Source organism: Pseudomonas sp. Root329 (assembly GCF_001424925.1).
Taxonomy (GTDB): domain Bacteria; phylum Pseudomonadota; class Gammaproteobacteria; order Pseudomonadales; family Pseudomonadaceae; genus Aquipseudomonas; species Aquipseudomonas arabinosi.
The window spans coordinates 35082-49395 of sequence record NZ_LMCV01000012.1 but is presented as its reverse complement, the minus strand read 5'-3'; the positions used below and the strand labels follow the sequence as shown (position 1 = coordinate 49395).

Sequence of the window (14314 nt, the reverse complement as noted above, 5' to 3'; positions counted from 1 at the left end):
GCGGTCGCAAAACGGCTGGACGCGAATCAAGCCCTTAGAAACAGGTTTCCATGGTTTCAATGACGTTCATCTGCTCATCCACCAGACACCCGATACGCCACTTGTCGAACGTCAGGCACGGGTGCGAAGTACCAAAGGAAATAATGTCCCCCACCCGTAACTCAACCCCCGGCGCCACGCTCATGAACGCATGCTGGTCCATCACCGCCGTCACCTTGCAGGCGCTGACGTCGTCGCCCGTCGCCGGCACCACGCCCGCCTTGTAACGCAGCAACGGCACCGGCAACCCGGCGTCGTAGGCCACGTCGCGTTTACCCAGGGCGATCACCGCAAAGCCCGGCTCCGGCAACGACTGCACGTGAGCCCAGACTTCCAGCGCCGGGCGCAGGCCTTCGTGCAGGTCACTTCGACGGTCGAGCACGCAGCATTGCGCTTCTTTGTAGATGCCATGGTCGTGAGCCACGTAGCTACCGGGACGCAGCACGCTGAGGAAACGCCCGCCGGCGTTCTGCGCTTCGAAGGATTCAGCGATCAAGTCGTACCAGGCTGAACCCGACGCCGTGATGATCGGCTTGGGAATGGCGAACGCGCCGCTGTCTTGCAATTGCACGGCCAGGCGCACCAAAGAATCAGCGAACGCACGGATGCCGCTCACCGCGTGATCGCCGTGAATCACCCCTTCGTAACCTTCGATCCCGGTCAGCGCCAACGCCGGTTGTGCGGCAATGGCTTTGGCCAGCGCGACCACTTCGTCTTCCGTGCGGCAACCGCAACGACCGCCAACCACGCCGTACTCGATCATCACGTTCAAACGCACACCGCGCGAGGCGAAATACGCGCCGAGGTCAGCGACGTTGTCCGGGTGATCGACCATGCAATGGAAGTCGAAAGTCGGGTCTGCCAGCAGATCGGCGATCAACGCCATGTTCGGCGTACCGACCAGTTGGTTGGCCATCAGCACCCGATGCACGCCATGGGCGTAAGCCGCGCGGGTTTGCGTGGCGCTGGCCAGGGTGATGCCCCAGGCCCCGGCGTCCAGTTGGCGGCGAAACAGCGCCGGGGTCATGCTGGTTTTGCCGTGGGGGGCGAGTTCGGCACCGCTATTGCTGACAAAGGTCTGCATCCAGCGAATGTTGTGTTCCAGCGCTTCGCGGTGCAGCACCAGCGCAGGCAGGCTGACGTCGCGCACCAGATTGGCGCCTGTGTGGGCAAAGCCCTTTTCCACGGTGGCAGTATTTTTGGCAGAAAACATGGTCGAACTCCTCACATTCGCGGCCGCAGGCAGCCGCTGTTATTCGTTGATGCGACGGGCCAGGCTGTTGGCGCTGTCAATCAGCACCCGGCGGTAGTCGTTGTAATTGTTCTTGGCATCGGCCCGTGGGGCGACGATGCACAGGGTCGCAATGGCCACGCCGTTCGGGTCTTTCACCGGGGCGGCAAAACAATGGGTAAAGGTGTCGGCAACGCTATCGAAAGAGAAGAAGCCATCGATAGCGGCCTGACGGATTTCACCGAGAAACTGTTCAAGCGGCAGGCGTTCACCGTTGGGCAGGATGAAGTCGTCGTGATCAATCAGGTCGACGATGTCCTGGTCGCTCAAGTGCGCCAGCAGCAGGCGTCCGGAAGCGGTCCAGGGAATCGGCGCGTTCTCGCCGATGTCCGAGGAAATGCGGAAATGCCGCTCGCCCTCTTTCATCAAGGCCACGGTGTATTTTCGCCCGTTGAGCAGGCACATCTGCGCGGTTTCGCGGGTCTGGCTGACGATCTCCTGCAAGGCATGATCGGCCTCGCGGGTCAGGTCGAAATGGCGTAAATGCGCTTGCCCCAGGAAGTACAGCTGACGGCCGAGGTAGACGTGACCGTCCTTGCCCACGGCCTCCAGAATCCGTCGCTCCAGCAGGGAGGCAACCAATTCGTAGACCGTGGATTTCGGGCTGCCGATGCCGCTGGCGATTTCGTTCGGGCGCAGGGGCTTGCCGACTTCCTTGAGGAAATCGAGGATATCGAACGCCCGGTCCAGACCGCGAGCCCGGCGCTTGATGGTGTCTTCGGTCATTGCTTCAGGTTCCCATTCAAAGTGGCCGGGAGTTTACCTAGAGTGCGGCGGCGACTGTTAGGCCGCTTTCGCGAGCAGGCTCGCGCCCACAGGGGAACGCGATCCAAATGTGGGAGCGAGCCTGCTCGCGAAGAATTCACCGCAAATCTCAGGCCTTTTTCTTGTACGCGACGCAGTCAATCTCGACCTTGCAATCGACCATCATGTTCGCCTGCACACAGGCCCGGGCCGGGGCGTGTTCGCTTTTGAAGTACTCGGAAAACACCTTGTTGAAACTCCAGAAATCCCGCGGGTCTTCCAGCCACACACCGGTGCGCACCACGTCTTCCAGACCGTAACCGGCCTCTTCGAGAATCGCGATCAGGTTCTTCATGGTCTGGTGAGTCTGTTCGACGATGCCACCCACAATGATTTCGCCATCCAGCGCCGGTACTTGCCCGGACACATGCAGCCAGCCATCGGCCTCAACGGCGCGGGCGAAAGGACGGGGCTGGCCGCCACCGGCGGTGCTGCCGGTGCCGTAACGAGTAATGCTCATGAGTGTTTCTCCTGATTGAAAAGTGAATATGCTTCTGAAAAAAATCAGAAGCGCGTGTTCTTGAGAAATTCCGCCAATCGTGGCGATTGCGGGCGTTCGAACAGTTCCTTGGGTGGCCCCTGCTCTTCGATCCGCCCCTGATTCATGAAGACGATCTTGTCCGAGACCTCGAAAGCGAAGCGCATTTCGTGGGTCACCAGCAACATGGTCATGCCGTCTTCGGCCAGGCCTTTGATCACGCTCAGCACTTCGCCCACCAGTTCCGGATCGAGGGCCGAGGTCACTTCGTCGAACAGCATCAGGCTCGGGTTCATCGCAATTGCCCGGGCAATCGCCACACGCTGCTGCTGACCACCGGACAACTGACCGGGGAAGTGATCGCGGCGTTCCAGCAAGCCGACCCGCTCCAGCCATTTTTCCGCCAGGGCCACCGCTTCATCCTTGTGCAGCTTTTTGACCTTGAGCAAACCGAGGGTGACGTTCTGCAACGCCGTGAGGTGCGGAAACAGGTTGAACTGCTGGAACGCCATGCCGGTCATGGCCCGATGCCGGGCGATGACTTTTTCCGCGTGACGCACGCGCTTGCCGTTGACCTCGTCATAACCGATGGACTCGCCATCGAGCATGATCTGCCCGCCCTGAAATTCTTCGAGCATGTTCACGCAACGCAGCAACGTGGTCTTGCCCGAGCCGCTGGAACCGATCAGCGTCACGACGTTGCCGCGCTGCATCGTCAGGTCGACGCCCTTGAGCACTTCGAGCTGGCCGTACTTTTTGTGCAACCCGCGAATGTCCAGCAGGGGCTGACCGTTTTGAGCAGCTTTTACGTTAGAGAGCGAAGGTTGAGTCATGGCAAGGCCACCCGCTTTTCAATGTGCCGGCCGAGTAATTCGATGGCGTAGTTGATGACGAAAAACAGAAATCCGGCGAACAGGTAAAACTCGAGGGTCATGAAGGTCCGGGCGATGATCTGCTGCGTGCTGAGCAACAACTCGGCGACACCGATTACTGACAGCAGCGTCGAAGCCTTGACGATCTCGGTGGACGAGTTGACCCAGGTCGGCAAGATCTGCCGCAGCGCCTGAGGCAACAGCACGTAACCGAGTGCTTGATAAAACGTCAGGCCAATGGCCTTGCTCGCTTCCATCTGACCACTGGGCAGCGCTTGCAACGCGCCGCGCACGATCTCGGCGACGTGGGAGCCGCAAAACAGCGTCAGCCCCAATGCACCGGCCTGAAAGGCACTGATCTGCCAGCCCAACGCCGGCGCCATGTAGAAGCAGGCCAGCACCAATACAAACACCGGCGTGCCGCGAATGATGTCGACGTAAAACCGAAACGGCGCGCGCATCCAGAACTTGCCGTAGGTCAGTACCAGACCGGCAACGATGCCGACCATCGTGCCCAGCAAAATTGCCAGCGCCGAGACCTGCACACTGGTCAAAAAGCCTTGCCACAACACTTCCCGGGCAACCCATAACTCATGTAACCAACTGGGGGATTCGTACATGTGGCCTCCTATCGGCGAATCGCCAGACGCTGCTCGAGGTAACGCAGCATCATGGCAATGAGGTAACAGGCCGCCACATAGAGCGCTGTGGTCACCAGCCAGGTTTCAATCACCCGGTAGCTCTCGACATTGATCTTGCGCGCGTAATACGTCAGCTCCGGCACAGCAATCGCTGCGGCCAGCGAGGTGTCCTTGAACAGCGAAATGAAGTTGTTCGACAAGGCCGGCAGCACATTGCGCAGCATCACCGGCACGGTGACGTACGCCTTGACCTGCCATTCGCCCAAACCGATTGCCAACCCCGCTTCGCGCTGGCCTTTGGGAATGCTCAACAACCCGCCGCGAAACACTTCGGTCAGATAGGCCCCGGCATACAGCGACAGCGTGATGATGAATGACGGGATCTTGTCCAGACGAATGCCCAGACTGGGCAAGGCGAAGTAGATCAACAGAATCAACACCAGAATCGGCGTGTTACGGATCACCGTCACATACACCGACGCCAGCACCCGCAACGCGCGGTGCTTCGACAGCAAAGCAAACGCCATCATCAGGCCGATCACGCAGCCGATGGCGATCGACACCAGCGCCAGCTCAAGGCCCAGACCGAGCCCCGCCAGCAAGGTGTCGAAATCGCGCCACACGGCGGCAAAGTTCAACTGATAGTTCATGGTCAGCAGTACCTTGAACGGGGCGATCGGAACCGCCCCGCTCTCACGGGATCATTTGAATTCGACGGGGAAACCGATGGCGGGCGACGGCAGATCGACACCGAACCATTGCTTGAACGACGCCGCGTAGGTCGGGAACTCCACGCCAGTCATGCCTTCATGCAAAACGGTGTTGACGAAGTTCAGCCAGTCCTGATCGCCGCGTTTGACCGCACAGGCATAGGTTTGCGGACTCCAGGCGTAGGTCGGGCTGCGATAGCGGCCAGGGTTCTGCACCATCAGGTATTTCACCGAGGACTGATCGGTGGCCGCGGCGTCGGCGCGACCGGAGTTCACCGCCTGATACATCAAGTCCACGCTGTCGTACTGATCGACCTTGGCCTTGGGCAACGCCTGATGCACCAACTCTTCGGCGTACACGTTCTGCAGCACCGCCACGGTCACGCCATCGCCCGCGGCTTTCAGGTCTTCGATTTCCTTGTACTTGCTGTTGGCCGGCAACAGCAGGCCGACACCTTCGCGGTAGTACGGCAGCGTGAACGCCACCTGCTGCGCACGGCTGGCAGTCACGGTAATGAACTGGCAACTCATGTCGACCTTGTCGGTCAGCAGGTTGGGAATCCGCGCATCGGACGACTGCACCACGAACTCGACTTTGCTCGGATCGTTGAACAACCCTTTCGCCACCATCCGCGCGATATCGATATCAAAACCCTGCAACTTGCCGTCCGCTCCCTGGAAGTGCCACGGCGCATTGGTACTGCCGGTGCCCACAATCAGTTTCCCGCGGGCCAGCACGCTATCGAGCTTGCTGTCCGCCGCCTGGGCCACACCCATGACAGCAGCCGAAGCCGCGAGAACAAAAACACACGCTTTAAACAAGGAAGGTCGGCGATGCATGGCAAGCACTCCAGGGTGATGTTTATTCCGCTATACCGGATATTGGTATGTAACAACGGAATAGACAGCAGAAAGTGTGCCACAGGATGTGGGCGGAATGTTGGGGAGATTGAAAAACCCGGTGAATCAATAAGATGGGCAAAACACAGGCAACTCTGTTACCCAACGCACACGTCGAGCACCGCTACCGTTGGCCACAACGCACGGGTACTTGCACCACATTTGAAAGGTAGCGATTCAAAATGAAGCAGCGCTCTACCTGTAATTTCTGACAGTAGACTGATCGCGGCTGACTCCTATACCGTCAACAGGCCCTCGATGCACGGTGAAAAAGGAGATTTCAATGAGCTCGAAAATCGCTCGCAAAGCGCTGGCCCCGGTCTACCGCAAGGCCCTGAAAACCTGGCGCCCGGTGATCCTGTACTTCGGCAATCAACACTGCCCCGCCTGCGAAACGGCCGGGCCGATTTTTCGTCAGATTGGCGAACGATATCGCCATCACGCGCAGATCTACATGCTGAACACCAGCGAATCCCCCCGCCACCCGGACGTCACCGGCACCCCGACCGTGCTGTTTTACAAGGATGGGAAGTTGCTAAAGAAGCTCAAGGGAATCGGTACTGAGCAAACCCTGCAGGAAGACTTCGCCAGGCACATAGGCAAGGTGAAACCGGCAACGGTGAAGCGTAAACCGGTTCACGATCTGGCATGGTTGCGCCAGACCCTGCGAAGGTTGCGCACTGTGCCTCGCGCAACTGGGCAGTTGAGGCGGCGGGTTTGCGGTTAGATCGCTTTCGCGAGCAGGCTCGCTCCCGCAGATGACCGTGTCTGTTTGGGTAACTCGGTCAATTGTGGGAGCGAGCCTGCTCGCGAAGCTTTTGCGCTTAGCGATTTTTGACCTGTTCGATATACCTCGCCACCGCCGGTGATTTTTCGAATCGCCGATGGATCAACGACAACCAGGAGTTCGCCTCATACCCATTGATCGGCCGGTACAAGACACCGGGCAGACTGACGTGGCCGACCACTGATTCAGGTACCACCGCCACGCCCTGCCCCAACGACACCAATGCAATGACCGCCACCAGCCCGCCCGGTTGCGCCCCCAGTTTCGGCGCAAATCCACCCTCGGCGGCGACTTGCAAGGTGCCACTGATTTGCTCCGGCAGGATGAACGTCTCGTTCTGCAAATGTTCCGGGCCAATCTCTGGCAATCGGCACAGCCAGGACTCGGCCGACACCGCCAGCACAAAGCCTTCTGCGTCCAGGCGAATGGCATCCAGGCCTTCGGGCAAGGTCATGGGTGAGCGGACATAACCAATATCGAAACGCCCCTCGACCACCATCATCGGCAATGACGCCATGGGACTTTCCCGTACGTTCAGGCTGACGTCAGGACACTCGCGGCTGAAGGCTTGCACCTGTTTTTGCAGCAAGCCCGAATACACCGCCGAAGCCACGTAACCCAGCTCGATATGGCCAATATCCCCGCGCCCGGCACGCTGGGCGTTGTACTGAGCGTATTCGAATTGCCGCACCGTCGCCTCGGCCTCGATCAACAGCGCGGCGCCGGCCTCGGTCAAGCTGACTTCACGTGTTTGGCGCACGAACAATCGCGTGCCGAGTTCGTTCTCCATGTCCTGGATCTGTCGAGTCAAGGTCGGCGGTGCGATACCGAGTTGTTCGGCGGCGCGGGTGAAGTTGCCTTGCCGGGCAACGGCCAGAAAATAGCGGAAATGCCGTATGTCCATTGGTGCGTTAGCTCAAAGGTAATGAAGTGACAAGGCACGCCTAACAAGGGAAGCGTCAACAGACGATAAGCTGCACTGACTTTCACAGTAGAGAAACGTTGCCATGCCCGTCAAACCCAAGGTGAGCCCACGCCTGACATTACTCACAGCCTCAGGCGTTTGCTCGCTGATCGTTCTCGACACCAACATCGTCGCCGTGACGCTGCCCACGATCGCCCGGGACCTGGGCGCAAACTTTGCCGACATCGAATGGGTGGTCAGCGCTTACATGCTGGCCTTCGCCGCTCTTTTGTTGCCGGCTGGCAGCATCGCCGACCGCTTCGGCCGGCAGAAAACCTTGCTCTGCGGGCTGGCCATTTTCATCCTCGCGTCCATCGGTTGCGGTGCCGCGCCCAACGCGCTGTTCCTCGACATCGCCCGGGCGATCAAGGGTGTCGGCGCGGCCTTGCTGTTGACCTCGGCCCTCGCCTCCATCGGCCACACCTTTCACGATGAAGTGGAACGGGCCAAGGCCTGGGCGTTCTGGGGCGCGTGCATGGGGGTAGCGATGACCGCCGCGCCGACGGTCGGCGGGCTGATCACCGAATACATGGGCTGGCGCTGGATTTTCTACCTTAACCTGCCCGTCGGATTGTTCCTGATGGTGATGGTCTGGCGCGCCGTGCCGGAGTCCCGCGACACTCAGTCTGCACGCCTCGATCCCTGGGGTAGCCTGGCGTTCAGTGCGAGTTTGCTGTGCCTGATCTGGGGCCTGATCGAGGCGAACCGGATCGGCTGGAGCAATCCGCTGACCTACGCTCGTCTGATCGGCGGTGCCTTGTTGCTGGGGCTGTTCGTAGTGATTGAACGGATGCAGCGGCGGCCGATGGTCGACCTGCAACTGTTCAAGCATCCGCGCTTCATCGGCGCATTATTGGGCATGTTCGCCTACGCCGGTTGCGCCCAGGTGATGATGACCCTGCTGCCGTTCTACCTGCAAAACGGCCTGGGTTTCTCGGCCATCGCTTCAGGGCTGGGGATGTTGCCGTTTGCCCTGACCATGCTGATTTGCCCGCGCATCGGCGTACGTCTGGCGAGTCGGTTTGCCCCCGCCACATTGATGGCCGCCGGTTTGACCCTGGTCGGCAGCGGCAATTTGCTCAGCGCCTGGGCGGTCAGCAGCGGTGGTTACCTGCCATTCGCCTTCGCGATTGCCGTGACCGGCGCCGGTGCCGGGCTGCTCAACGGCGATACGCAAAAGAACATCATGGCCTGCGTGCCACGGGAGCGCACCGGCATGGCCTCGGGCATGAGCACCACCATGCGTTTCAGCGCAATCGTACTGGCCATCGGCGTGTTCGGTGCGTTGTTGTCCAGTCATACCGAGCTGTTGTTGCGTACGAGCCTGACGGCGCAGGGTGCGCAATGGCTCGGCCAAACCCAGGGCATAGCCTCGCGGGTGGTGGCCGGTGACATGACGGCAGCGATGGGCCTGTTGCCGGAAAACGCTCGTACACTGGTCGAACCGTTGGCCCGGCAAGCCTTCGTCGGCGGCTTCAGTCTGCTGTTGTGGGTTGCGGGGTTGTTGGCGCTACTGGGTGCGCTGGTGGTGGGCACGCTGATGCGCAATCCGATCCCCGCTCCGTCGACCGCCGCTATCGGCGCGAATGCTTGAATGACGCCAGCACCCGCTCGGCATTCGCATCGCAGCCCATGCCTTCGGGTTTCGCCTGTATGTCGTCGATCACCGCCAGCAGCTTCGCCTTGCTCTGCGCCAGGTGTAGCTGCATTTCTTCGATCTGATCGACTTTGCGCTTAAGCCCCGCCAGCAGTACGTCGTGCTTGAATTCACCGGTGATGGTGTCCGGCATCAACTGTTTCAACTCTTCCAGGCTGAACCCGGCCTGCTGGGCGCATTGGATCAGGTACAGCGTCTGCAATACCTGCTCGGGGTAATGCCGGTAGCCATTGGCCCGACGTTCCACTTTCTGGATCAGGCCCTGGGCCTCGTAAAACCGAATACGCGACGGGTTGAAGCCACTTAACTCCGCCAATTCACCAATCTTCATCTCAACCTCATTTGCCTGTTTGACATTAAAGTTAACTTTAAGCTTAGCCTCTACTCATCACTGATGAGGAGTCAAGCATGTCGCCCTTCCAAGTATTGAATTTGCCCAACGGCCAGACCATCGGCAACCGCATTGCCAAAGCCGCGATAGAAGAGAACCTCGCTGACAGCGGTCAGGCACCCGCAGAGGCCTTGTTTCGGCTGTATCAGGCGTGGGCCGAAGGCGAAACCGGACTGTTGCTGACGGGCAACGTGATGATCGACCGCCGCGCCATGACCGGCCCCGGTGGCGTGGTGCTGGAGGATGAGCGCCACCTGGAACGCTTTCGCCAGTGGGCCAGCATCGGTCGGGCCGGTGGCGCGCAGTTCTGGATGCAGCTCAATCATCCTGGCCGTCAGACCATGGCCAACCTCGGCCAGCAAGCGTTGGCGCCGTCCGCCGTGGCGCTGGACTTGGGTGGGTTCTCGAAGATGTTTGCCGAGCCCAAACCCATGAGCGAGCGCGACATCGAAGACGTCATCCAACGCTTCGCCACCAGCGCTGCCCTGGCGGAAAAGGCCGGTTTCACCGGGGTGCAGATTCATGCCGCGCACGGTTATCTGATCAGCCAGTTCCTCTCGCCCTTGACCAACCGCCGGACCGACCGCTGGGGTGGTTCCCTGGAAAATCGCGCGCGCTTGTTGTTGGCAGTGGTCAGCGCCGTGCGCAACTCTGTGTCGCCGCAATTTTGCGTGGCGGTGAAGCTCAACTCGGCGGATTTCCAGCGCGGCGGTTTTGATGCCGACGATGCCCGGCAAGTGATCCAGTGGCTCAACGATCAACCGATCGATCTGCTGGAACTCTCCGGCGGCAGCTACGAAGCCCCGGCCATGCAAGGTGAGGCCCGGGATGGCCGGACCCTGGCGCGTGAAGCGTACTTTCTGGAGATGGCCGGTGAGCTGGCCAGCGTGGCGAACATGCCGGTGATGGTGACGGGCGGGATTCGACGTCTGGCGATCGTCGAACAGGTGCTCGACAGCGGCATCGCCATGGCCGGGATCGGCACGGCGCTGGCGCTCGAACCGCAACTGGTCAAACGCTGGCGCGAAGGTCAGAACAGTCACCCGCAACTGCCGCCGATTCGCTGGAAACGCAAACCCCTGGCGGCATTGGCGAGCATGGCCGTCGTGAAATTCCAGCTCAATCGCCTGAGCCGTGGGCGCAAGACCCGCCCCGACGTGTCGGCGCTATGGGCGTTGATTCTCGACCGCGTGTACATCGCCCGGCGCACTCGCCAGTATCGGCAGGCGATGGGACTGAAGTAATCCAATGTGGGAGCGGGCTTGCTCGCGAAGGCGACCTTCCAGTCAACAATGATGTTGTCTGACACTCCGCCTTCGCGAGCAAGCCCGCTCCCACAAGGGGGTACGTTTGCGCTGCAAGCGTGTTTACCGTCCGGAAAAACGCAATCTGGATAGCTGACGCAAATCCCCCGCGCGATAGTAATCATCGGTCCAGCTGTCATCCGCCGCCAACGGCTGGACCTGCTTGAGCGCGAGTTTTTTGGCGAAATAGCGAAAGCGGTAATGCTCGTAGAACCGCAGCAGTTCCAGACCATAACGGTCTGCCAGATCGGTATCACCGCGAATGATCAGGTAGTTCTCGTCATTGCCATTGCTGGCCGCGGCACTGAGGTTATGGCTGCCGCTGATGATCGTCGGCGCATCGCTGGTGAAGTCCGTCACCACGGCTTTGGTGTGCACCAGCAGGTTGCCCTTCTGGCCTTTCATGTTCTCGCGGAGCCAGCCTTCCAGCCCGGTGTTGAGCAGCGCGGTGGCGGCGAATTCGGCGGTGCGGTCGGCGTGGAAACCGGTGATGCTGCTGGCGGTGTTTTGCAGGCCGTAACGCAAAATGTCGTCGTGGGGCAGACCGAGCAAGGCGCTCAGGATGTCGTCGGGCAAGGCGAATGCGGTGACGAACAGCACGTCCTTTTTTGCGGCGTTGATGATCTCGACAAACTCATCCAGATCCCCTTTACCCGAGCGCGGTGAGAAACCGGCGAACATCGGCTGCAGCGAATCCATCGGGTTGTTTTGCGTGAGCCAGTTTCGGGTGGCACCGACATCCGCAGGGTTAGCCCAGACCTCCTCGAAGGTGTGCAGATAGCTGGCGCTGACGCGTGTCTCGTCCAGCACATGCACCACGTTGGCCTGACGGTAAACGCCGTTGGGCGTGAAATTGGTGCTGCCGCAAAGCAACGACTCCGGCTGACGCTGTCCCGCTGCGTCGAGCCGGCTCAGGACGATGAATTTGTTGTGGAAGATATTGTGGGTGACCCGCCCGCGCTTGTTCTCTGCCGGTATTTTTTCCAGGCTGGCCTCGTTCAGGGTGGTGTCCTCATCACCCGGTTGGGCGTGATAGAGCACGCGAACGTTTACCCCACGTTCGAACGCGGCATTGACCGCATCGACAATGGCCTGCAATTCATATTCGTAGATGGCAATGTCCAGCGCCCACTGGCCATCCACCGCACGCTCGATAAACCCCAGCAAGCGTCCGAGCAAACCGTTTTCCAGCCATTGCCGTGGGGCATCCGGCCATGCTTCGATGGGCAGGTTCTTGTTGGCGCTGATCAGCGCGTCGAGCTCGGGAAACTTGCGCTGGAACGCCTGGCTGGCGGCGACCGCACGGTTGAAGATCACGCTTTGGTTACCCGGCTGACCATTGTCGGAGGTGACCGTCACCTCCAGGTATTCGCCCAATTGCGGCGCATCAACGGTGCCGTAGGCCAGGTGGATTCGGTAATGGATCGTCATCCCCGGATTGACCGCGTAATCGGCCCAGCGGAATTTCTGCAACGGCGCGATATCGCTGGGGGTGGCGTGGAACTGGGGAAACGTATGCACCTTGCCGGAGAAGGTCAGGCTGTTGAACAGGAACAGCCAGGGCTTGGGGCCTTGCTGTTTTTCGATGGCGAACCCCAAGAGGCCTTTGCGGCGGGGTTCGGCCAGGTCCATGGCCAACAGCACGCCATTGGTGCCGGCGTAGGCTTTGACGCGGAAATCATCCTGAATGTTGGCGGCTAGAACGCGCATGACTCACTCCTGTGAAGATCTTTTCGGTTCACTCCATATCATCGATATGCCGGTACTGCGCCTGCAATTGAGTTGCCAATACTTTAGACCGTCCAAGACGAATCGGCCCCCGTTCGATGTCGATCAGCAGCCCCGGACAATCAAGCGCCGGCAACATCGACCAGTCCTTCAACCGCCCATCGGTCACCAGCAACAAGCGCTGCTGTTCCGCCGGAAAGCGTTTTTGCCGTGCCGTCAGCCAGCGCCCCGCTTCACCCAGTGCCGCCAGCAACGGCGTACCACCGCCCGCTCCCAGCCCATCAAGCCAGTCGCGCAAACCCGCGGAGGCTTTCAACCCTTGCACTTGCCACTTCGGCACATGACCACTGGCCGTGAGCAACGCCAGGCGTGCACGCTGACGATAGGCATCGTCGAACAGTTGCGCCAGCAAGCCCTTGGCATCGCTCAACGCCTGATGGCGACGAGTAGAAGCCGAGGCGTCGACGATCACCAGCCACAGTTCGTGGGGCGAACGGGTGCGCAGGTGAAACAGGACATCGGCGCGCTGACGCGGGCGGCCGTTCAGCAAGGTGCCGGGCCAATTGATCGAGCCGCTGCGCGCCGCGTGACGTTTACCCTGTTTGCCGTTATCCAGCCGTCCGGCGCGGGGTCTGGCATTCGCCCCCGCGTCAGATCGAGGGCGAATGCCTAGGGCTTTTTTGGCCAGCTCGGCACGTCACGTCGGGCGCCGACCGGGAGCGCCTGAGCGGGCATTTCACCCCATTGGCCCTGGCCTTCGCTCGGATTGGCATTTTGCGTAGAGGGCGGCTGACTGTGTTGCGGCGCCGGTGGCGATGGCTCGCGGCGGCGATGGCGCAAGGCAAATTCGGCGACGGCGTCGATATCTTCCTCGGCGATGGTGCTTGCCCCACGCCACGCTGCATGGGCACGCGCCGCGCGCAACCAGACCAGGTCGGCCCGCAAGCCATCGACCCCGGCGGCAAAGCAACGCTCGGTAATCTGCGCGAGCGCATGATCGTCGAGCGGAATGCTTGCCAGTGCGCTGCGCGCTTTCTGGCAACGTTCGCGCAGCGATTGCTGCTGGCTTTCCCATTCGACGCAAAAGCTGTGAGGATCGCTGTCGAAATCCAGCCGCCGACGAATGATCTGGCCGCGCTCGGTCGGCGCTGTGTGGCCACTGAGGGCGACGTTCAGGCCAAAGCGGTCGAGCAATTGCGGACGCAGCTCACCCTCTTCCGGGTTCATGGTGCCGATCAGCACGAACTTCGCCGAATGCCGATGGGAAATGCCGTCGCGTTCGATCAGGTTGGTGCCGCTGGCGGCCACATCCAGCAGCAGGTCCACCAGGTGATCGGGCAGCAGGTTGACTTCATCGACGTAGAGCACGCCGCCGTCGGCCTTGGCCAGCACACCGGGGGAGAACTGCGCGCGACCCTCGCTCAGGGCGGCGTCCAGGTCGAGGGTGCCGACCAGTCGTTCTTCGGTGGCGCCCAACGGCAATGTCACGAATTGGCCGCTGGCGAGCAAGTCCGCCAAGCCACGGGCCAGGGTCGACTTGGCCATGCCGCGGGGGCCTTCGATGAGAACGCCGCCGATTTTCGGGTCGATGGCGGTCAGGTACAGGGCGAGTTTCAGATCGTCGGCGCCGACCACGGCGGAGAGAGGGAAATGGGGGGTGTCGGTCATCTTAAATACTCGGTCATGGTCGGTAGTTGCATCAGTGCAATTCACAGGCAAACCTCATACCTGTGGGAGCGGGCTTGCTC

At 60.7% G+C, this 14314-nt stretch carries 15 protein-coding genes; 3 read left to right on the top strand and 12 right to left on the bottom strand.

Annotation, left to right across the window (positions count from 1 at the left end; all coding sequences use genetic code 11):
- Positions 1-34 precede the first annotated feature (34 nt).
- The 7 genes from ASC74_RS11770 to ASC74_RS11740 all read right to left on the bottom strand — a co-directional run bounded on the left by ASC74_RS11770 (position 35) and on the right by ASC74_RS11740 (position 5675).
- Positions 35-1252, bottom strand: coding sequence for an amino acid deaminase (locus ASC74_RS11770; protein WP_056741519.1), 1218 nt, complete (start codon positions 1250-1252; stop codon positions 35-37).
- 39 nt (positions 1253-1291) lie between these two features.
- The gene (locus tag ASC74_RS11765) at positions 1292-2056 is read right to left on the bottom strand and encodes an IclR family transcriptional regulator (RefSeq protein WP_056741518.1); all 765 of its coding nucleotides are present in this window, start codon (positions 2054-2056) and stop codon (positions 1292-1294) included.
- Between the two features lie 148 nt (positions 2057-2204).
- Positions 2205-2594 carry a RidA family protein gene (locus tag ASC74_RS11760; RefSeq protein ID WP_038982964.1) on the bottom strand — a complete coding sequence of 130 codons (390 nt, stop codon included), beginning with the start codon at positions 2592-2594 and terminating at the stop codon, positions 2205-2207.
- Positions 2595-2638: 44 nt separating this feature from the next.
- Positions 2639-3445 (bottom strand): amino acid ABC transporter ATP-binding protein, encoded by an 807-nt coding sequence (locus tag ASC74_RS11755; RefSeq protein WP_056741517.1) that lies wholly within the window; start codon positions 3443-3445, stop codon positions 2639-2641.
- Positions 3442-4104 carry an amino acid ABC transporter permease gene (locus tag ASC74_RS11750; RefSeq protein ID WP_008033040.1) on the bottom strand — a complete coding sequence of 221 codons (663 nt, stop codon included), beginning with the start codon at positions 4102-4104 and terminating at the stop codon, positions 3442-3444. Before ASC74_RS11750 ends, ASC74_RS11755 begins: the two co-directional genes overlap by 4 nt.
- Positions 4105-4112: 8 nt before the next feature.
- Positions 4113-4775 carry an amino acid ABC transporter permease gene (locus ASC74_RS11745; RefSeq protein WP_008015908.1) on the bottom strand — a complete coding sequence of 221 codons (663 nt, stop codon included), beginning with the start codon at positions 4773-4775 and terminating at the stop codon, positions 4113-4115.
- Positions 4776-4826: 51 nt separating this feature from the next.
- The gene (locus tag ASC74_RS11740) at positions 4827-5675 is read right to left on the bottom strand and encodes a transporter substrate-binding domain-containing protein (protein WP_033061661.1); all 849 of its coding nucleotides are present in this window, start codon (positions 5673-5675) and stop codon (positions 4827-4829) included.
- Between the two features lie 343 nt (positions 5676-6018).
- On the opposite strand from ASC74_RS11740, the gene ASC74_RS11735 reads away from it, so the two are divergent.
- Complete coding sequence (locus ASC74_RS11735; RefSeq protein ID WP_056741516.1) at positions 6019-6462, top strand: thioredoxin family protein; 444 nt, start codon at positions 6019-6021, stop codon at positions 6460-6462.
- A gap of 97 nt (positions 6463-6559) precedes the next feature.
- Here ASC74_RS11735 and ASC74_RS11730 read toward each other — a convergent pair whose 3' ends face one another.
- Positions 6560-7426: a LysR family transcriptional regulator gene (locus tag ASC74_RS11730; protein ID WP_056741515.1), complete on the bottom strand. Its 867-nt coding sequence runs from the start codon at positions 7424-7426 to the stop codon at positions 6560-6562.
- Between the two features lie 103 nt (positions 7427-7529).
- On the opposite strand from ASC74_RS11730, the gene ASC74_RS11725 reads away from it, so the two are divergent.
- Positions 7530-9080 carry an MFS transporter gene (locus tag ASC74_RS11725; protein WP_056741514.1) on the top strand — a complete coding sequence of 517 codons (1551 nt, stop codon included), beginning with the start codon at positions 7530-7532 and terminating at the stop codon, positions 9078-9080.
- Here the strand turns inward: ASC74_RS11725 and ASC74_RS11720 are convergent.
- Entirely contained in the window at positions 9061-9474 is a 414-nt protein-coding gene (locus tag ASC74_RS11720; RefSeq protein WP_056741513.1) for a MerR family transcriptional regulator, read from the bottom strand. The genes ASC74_RS11725 and ASC74_RS11720 overlap by 20 nt on opposite strands.
- Before the next feature lie 77 nt (positions 9475-9551).
- On the opposite strand from ASC74_RS11720, the gene ASC74_RS11715 reads away from it, so the two are divergent.
- Complete coding sequence (locus ASC74_RS11715) at positions 9552-10778, top strand: NADH:flavin oxidoreductase/NADH oxidase family protein (protein ID WP_056741512.1); 1227 nt, start codon at positions 9552-9554, stop codon at positions 10776-10778.
- A 123-nt stretch (positions 10779-10901) separates the two neighbouring features.
- Here ASC74_RS11715 and ASC74_RS11710 read toward each other — a convergent pair whose 3' ends face one another.
- From ASC74_RS11710 to ASC74_RS11700, 3 genes are all read right to left on the bottom strand, one after another.
- On the bottom strand, positions 10902-12548 hold the full coding sequence (locus ASC74_RS11710; protein WP_056741511.1) for a phospholipase D-like domain-containing protein: 1647 nt from the start codon (positions 12546-12548) through the stop codon (positions 10902-10904).
- A gap of 28 nt (positions 12549-12576) precedes the next feature.
- Positions 12577-13116, bottom strand: coding sequence for a vWA domain-containing protein (locus ASC74_RS11705; protein ID WP_056741510.1), 540 nt, complete (start codon positions 13114-13116; stop codon positions 12577-12579).
- Positions 13117-13235: 119 nt separating this feature from the next.
- On the bottom strand, positions 13236-14234 hold the full coding sequence (locus ASC74_RS11700) for an ATP-binding protein (RefSeq protein WP_056741509.1): 999 nt from the start codon (positions 14232-14234) through the stop codon (positions 13236-13238).
- Positions 14235-14314 lie beyond the last annotated feature (80 nt).

Bases quoted from the DNA above. Each gene is read 5' to 3' on its own strand.
- ASC74_RS11740 (WP_033061661.1), bottom strand. From the start codon at position 5,675: ATGCATCGCCGACCTTCCTTGTTTAAAGCGTGTGTTTTTGTTCTCGCG.
- ASC74_RS11750 (WP_008033040.1), bottom strand. From the start codon at position 4,104: ATGTACGAATCCCCCAGTTGGTTACATGAGTTATGGGTTGCCCGGGAA.
- ASC74_RS11730 (WP_056741515.1), bottom strand. From the start codon at position 7,426: ATGGACATACGGCATTTCCGCTATTTTCTGGCCGTTGCCCGGCAAGGC.
- ASC74_RS11745 (WP_008015908.1), bottom strand. From the start codon at position 4,775: ATGAACTATCAGTTGAACTTTGCCGCCGTGTGGCGCGATTTCGACACC.
- ASC74_RS11710 (WP_056741511.1), bottom strand. From the start codon at position 12,548: ATGCGCGTTCTAGCCGCCAACATTCAGGATGATTTCCGCGTCAAAGCC.
- ASC74_RS11760 (WP_038982964.1), bottom strand. From the start codon at position 2,594: ATGAGCATTACTCGTTACGGCACCGGCAGCACCGCCGGTGGCGGCCAG.
- ASC74_RS11735 (WP_056741516.1), top strand. From the start codon at position 6,019: ATGAGCTCGAAAATCGCTCGCAAAGCGCTGGCCCCGGTCTACCGCAAG.
- ASC74_RS11755 (WP_056741517.1), bottom strand. From the start codon at position 3,445: ATGACTCAACCTTCGCTCTCTAACGTAAAAGCTGCTCAAAACGGTCAG.
- ASC74_RS11770 (WP_056741519.1), bottom strand. From the start codon at position 1,252: ATGTTTTCTGCCAAAAATACTGCCACCGTGGAAAAGGGCTTTGCCCAC.
- ASC74_RS11720 (WP_056741513.1), bottom strand. From the start codon at position 9,474: ATGAAGATTGGTGAATTGGCGGAGTTAAGTGGCTTCAACCCGTCGCGT.
- ASC74_RS11765 (WP_056741518.1), bottom strand. From the start codon at position 2,056: ATGACCGAAGACACCATCAAGCGCCGGGCTCGCGGTCTGGACCGGGCG.
- ASC74_RS11725 (WP_056741514.1), top strand. From the start codon at position 7,530: ATGCCCGTCAAACCCAAGGTGAGCCCACGCCTGACATTACTCACAGCC.
- ASC74_RS11700 (WP_056741509.1), bottom strand. From the start codon at position 14,234: ATGACCGACACCCCCCATTTCCCTCTCTCCGCCGTGGTCGGCGCCGAC.
- ASC74_RS11715 (WP_056741512.1), top strand. From the start codon at position 9,552: ATGTCGCCCTTCCAAGTATTGAATTTGCCCAACGGCCAGACCATCGGC.